4 protein-coding genes are annotated in these 4,815 nt (G+C 58.2%); all 4 read left to right on the top strand.

Annotation, left to right across the window (positions count from 1 at the left end):
- Positions 1-500: 500 nt before the first annotated feature.
- The 4 genes from urtB to urtE are packed head-to-tail and all read left to right on the top strand — an operon-like array spanning position 501 to position 4,662.
- On the top strand, positions 501-2,102 hold the full coding sequence (urtB, locus tag KP80_RS22025) for an urea ABC transporter permease subunit UrtB (RefSeq protein ID WP_231625949.1): 1,602 nt from the start codon (positions 501-503) through the stop codon (positions 2,100-2,102).
- The gene (urtC, locus tag KP80_RS22020) at positions 2,102-3,178 is read left to right on the top strand and encodes an urea ABC transporter permease subunit UrtC (RefSeq protein ID WP_052285771.1); all 1,077 of its coding nucleotides are present in this window, start codon (positions 2,102-2,104) and stop codon (positions 3,176-3,178) included. The genes urtB and urtC overlap by 1 nt, the downstream gene beginning before the upstream one ends.
- Positions 3,171-3,962 carry an urea ABC transporter ATP-binding protein UrtD gene (gene urtD / locus KP80_RS22015; protein WP_052285770.1) on the top strand — a complete coding sequence of 264 codons (792 nt, stop codon included), beginning with the start codon at positions 3,171-3,173 and terminating at the stop codon, positions 3,960-3,962. The genes urtC and urtD overlap by 8 nt, the downstream gene beginning before the upstream one ends.
- A 1-nt stretch (position 3,963) precedes the next feature.
- A complete protein-coding gene (gene urtE / locus KP80_RS22010) occupies positions 3,964-4,662 on the top strand; it encodes an urea ABC transporter ATP-binding subunit UrtE (protein WP_052285769.1) in 699 nt (232 codons plus the stop codon).
- Positions 4,663-4,815: the final 153 nt, after the last annotated feature.

Here is a 4,815-nt window from a genome sequence, read left to right as displayed (position 1 = left end):
TCGTCGGCAGCGTCAGATGTGTATAAGAGACAGGAGTTCGGAGGCGAACGCAGTGCGAAGCACCGATTTCACCGCGGGGCCGCGGGGATTGCTAAGGGGGGCGCGGCGCCCCCCTTAGCCCGTTCACAGATGCCAATGTTTCATTTACTGCCAAACATAAAGTGAACGGAATGTTGCGCCGAACTCACCAACATTACACCCCTTCAAGGCTGAGCGAGCATGGCTTGATAGCGTCATAATCCGAGAATGAAAACAGGCCTGATGGATGAATAAAAAACCTCAGGCGAATATCATCAATTCTTATTTTACCTCCCCGTCTAGATATTTATTTTTCCTATGACGTACTGCGCTATTACCGTGCGGCACTGTTCTCTTTCGGTGCGGGTTTATTTCTTCAAATCGGAATGGTTTATTTTAAATCAATAAAAAACAGGGTGTTACCTTATTGGCATGTACCTTGCTAATTGAATTCCATCTTGTATACCAACAGGAATTCAACGATGAATGTCACGATGAGAATAAAGCAGGGGATATTATTTCCCGCTTTCGTATTTCTCCTTTTCTGCAGCCTGTTTACGAGCGCTTCGGCGCTGGCAGGGCCTGCTGCCGATTATGGTAAGGCCAGCCGTAGCGAGCAGGCTAAATTGCTCCAGCAGTGGGCGGCTGACCCACAGGCATCGCGGCTACCGCTGCTGGAAGCCTTGAGCGGGGAATCGGTGGTGAGTGATGAGCACGGCCACTTGTTTAGCGAACGCAACGGCACACTGGTATCGCTGGAAGGCACCGCTGCACCGTCAGGTACCAGCAAAAAAATCTTTATGAACAATCGCATTCGCGGCCTTATCGCCAGCGCGCTGGCTGCGCATCAGTTGGTGAGTGATGACCCGAAAGTGCGACTAAGCGCGGCGCTAACCCTGCAAAACGGCGCCCAGTGGGATCAGCTACCCATGCTGAGCGCACGTTTGGCGGCCGAGTCGGATGAGCAAGTGAAAACGGCGTTGGCGATTGCGGTGGCCAACCTACAGCTTTCCGATCCTCGTGCCGAACAGCGCCTGAGCGCGGTGAAGCTTCTCGGTGAATCTAACGATCCGCAGGTACAGGGCAGCCTGAGCCGTCTGGCCCAGCCGCAAAATGAACCCGATGCGGCGGTGCGTGCGGCGGCAGCGGAAAGTCTCAAACAGGTGCAGCAGCGCCTGAAATGGGGCGACTGGCTGGGGCAGGCGTTCAGCGGTATTTCCCTGGGCTCCATTCTGCTGCTGGCGGCACTGGGGCTGGCGATTACCTACGGTCTGCTCGGCGTTATCAATATGGCCCACGGCGAAATGCTGATGCTCGGGGCGTATTCGACCTGGCTTGTGCAGAATCTGTTTCAACGTTTTGCCCCGGAGTGGCTGGCACTCTATCCGCTGGTGGCGCTGCCGGTAGCCTTCTTCATCACCGCCGCGGTGGGCATGATCCTCGAACGCAGCATTATTCGTCATCTGTATGGCCGCCCGCTGGAAACCCTGCTGGCGACCTGGGGGATCAGCCTGATGCTGATTCAACTGGTGCGCATGCTGTTTGGAACACAAAACCTGGAGGTCGCCAACCCGGCGTGGCTCTCCGGCGGCTGGAGCGTGCTGCCGAATCTGGTACTGCCGTACAACCGTATCGCGGTGATTATCTTCGTGGTGGGCGTGTTGGCGCTGACCTGGCTGCTGCTCAATAAAACCCGATTGGGGATGAACGTCCGCGCGGTGACGCAAAACCGCCGCATGGCCGACTGCTGCGGCGTGCCGACCGGGCGCGTCGATATGCTGGCCTTCGGCTTAGGTTCCGGGATTGCCGGGCTGGGCGGCGTGGCGCTATCGCAGCTGGGAAACGTCGGGCCGGAGCTGGGGCAGGGATACATCATCGACTCGTTCCTGGTGGTGGTCACCGGCGGCGTCGGCCAACTGGCGGGGACCGTGGTGGCGGCGCTGGGGCTGGGCGTGTTGAACAAAGTCCTTGAGCCGCAGATTGGCGCGGTGCTGGGTAAGATCGCCATTCTGGTGTTTGTCGTGCTGTTTATTCAGAAGCGGCCACAGGGGCTGTTCGCATTCAAAGGGCGGGTAATTGACTGATGAGCCAACCTATAACGTTAACTTTGGCGCGTCGTGCGCCACGCCTTACCGGTTCACTGGCTATCGTCGTGCTGGTGGCCCTGCTGGTGCTGCCGTTTTTCGCGCTGCTGCCGGCGGATAATCCGCTGTCGATTTCCACCTACACGCTAACCCTGCTGGGCAAGATCCTCTGCTACGCAGTGGTAGCAGTAGCGCTGGATCTGGTGTGGGGCTATGCCGGGCTGCTGTCGCTAGGGCATGGTTTGTTCTTCGCCCTGGGTGGCTATGCGATGGGCATGTACCTGATGCGCCAGGCCGCAGGCGACGGAATGCCAGCGTTTATGTCCTTTCTCTCGTGGACTGATATGCCGTGGTTCTGGGCGGGCACTCAGCATTTTGCCTGGGCGCTGTGCCTGATAATCCTCGTGCCCGGCCTGCTGGCGCTGGTGTTTGGTTATTTTGCTTTTCGCTCGCGGATTAAAGATGTCTATTTCTCGATCATGACTCAGGCGCTGACCTACGCCGGAATGCTGCTGTTTTTCCGCAATGAAACCGGCTTTGGCGGTAACAACGGTTTTACCGGGTTCACCACGCTGCTGGGCTTCCCGGTGTCGGCCACCGGCACGCGCATTGCGCTGTTTGTGGCGACCGTGCTGCTGTTGGCCGGTTCGTTGGCGGTTGGCGTGATGCTGACGCGCAGCAAGTTCGGCCGCGTCCTCACCGCCGTGCGCGATGCGGAAAACCGGCTGATGTTTTGCGGCTACGATCCGAAAGGCTTCAAGCTGTTTGTCTGGACGCTTTCGGCGGTGCTGTGCGGCCTGGCGGGCGCGCTTTACGTGCCGCAGGTTGGGATCATCAACCCCAGCGAAATGTCGCCAACTAACTCAATTGAAGCCGCCATTTGGGTGGCGCTGGGCGGGCGCGGAACGCTGATTGGGCCAATCCTTGGCGCGGGGATCGTTAACGGTGCCAAAAGCTACTTCACCGTCGCCTTCCCGGATTTCTGGCTCTTCTTCCTCGGGCTGATGTTTATCCTCGTCACGCTGTTTTTGCCGCGCGGTGTGATTGGTCTTCTCAAACGGAGGAAGCATGACTGATTCCCTGTTCACTCAACCGCAGCCGCAGGACCGTTATCGGCGGACTACCGATCCGGTGCTGCAGTTAGAAAATATCAACGTCACTTTTGACTCGTTTCGTGCGCTGACTGACCTGTCGCTGTCGATTGGCGTCGGTGAGCTGCGCTGCGTGATTGGCCCCAACGGCGCGGGGAAAACCACGCTGATGGATGTGATCACCGGCAAAACCCGGCCGGACAACGGCAAGGTGACCTACGACCAGAATATCGACCTGATGGGCATGTCGCCGGTGGAAATCGCGCGGGCGGGAATTGGACGTAAATTTCAAAAGCCGACGGTGTTTGAAGCGCTCAGCGTGACCGAAAACCTCGAAATCGCCCAGAAGATGGATAAATCCGTCTGGACCTGCCTGCGGGCAAAGCTCAGTGGTGAGCAGCGGGATCGCATCGACGAAGTGCTGGAGCTGCTAAGGCTGACCGCACATCGTCACCGCCCGTCGGGGCTGCTTTCGCACGGGCAAAAACAGTTTCTGGAGATTGGCATGCTGCTGGTGCAGGAGCCGCATTTACTGCTGCTCGACGAACCCGCCGCTGGGCTGACGGACGCGGAAACTGACTACATTGCCGAGCTGTTCCGCACGCTGGCGGGCAAGCATTCGTTGATGGTGGTTGAGCACGACATGGGCTTTGTGGAGACCATTGCTGACCATGTCACCGTACTGCATCAGGGGCAGGTGCTGGCCGAGGGCTCGCTGCGTGAAGTTCAGGCCAACGAGCAGGTTATCGACGTTTATCTGGGGCGCTAATATGTTGCAGGTTAATGAATTAAATCAATATTACGGCGGAAGCCATATTCTGCGTGGTCTGTCGTTTGAGACCACGCCGGGAGAAATCACCTGTCTGCTTGGGCGCAACGGTGTGGGAAAAACCACGCTGCTCAAGTGTCTGATGGGGCTGATACCGGCGAAATCCGGCACCATTCACTGGCAGGGGAAGCTGATCAATAGCAGCAAACCGCATCAGCGGGTGCAGCAGGGAATTGCCTACGTCCCGCAGGGGCGAGAGATTTTTCCTCGCCTGACGGTAGAAGAAAATCTGCTGATGGGGCTGTCGCGCTTTTCCGGCGCGCAGGCCAGGGGCGTACCGGATGACATTTATGCGTTGTTCCCGGTGCTGCGCGAAATGAAGCAACGGCGCGGCGGCGATCTCTCCGGCGGACAGCAGCAGCAACTGGCGATCGGTCGGGCGCTGGCCTGCAAACCGCAGCTTTTGATCCTCGACGAGCCGACCGAAGGGATCCAACCGTCGGTGATCAAAGAGATCGGCGCAGTGATCCGCAGCCTTGCTAACCGTGGCGATATGGCGATTTTGCTGGTCGAGCAGTTTTATGATTTTGCCGCCGAGTTGGCCGATCAGTATCTGGTGATGTCGCGCGGCACGATCGTTCAGCGCGGGCGCGGGGAAGAGATGGAAGCGCAGGGGGTCAGGCATTTGGTGGCGATTTGATGGGTGCCGGTTGAGGGTGAAATTCTGTTCAACTTTTCAGCCGGTTGCGCTCCTTATTCATCACATGCCCTATTTACCGAATGGCGCAAGGAGCGCGCAGGGGGCGGCCAATCGCCGCCGCCCCCTGCACCCCCAGGCTCTGGCGGCAGAATC

This window comes from Kluyvera genomosp. 1 (genome assembly GCF_001266615.1).
GTDB classification, from domain to species: domain Bacteria; phylum Pseudomonadota; class Gammaproteobacteria; order Enterobacterales; family Enterobacteriaceae; genus Kluyvera; species Kluyvera cryocrescens_A.
Note: the sequence above shows the minus strand (reverse complement) of the source record. Positions and strands in the feature narration are given on the sequence as shown.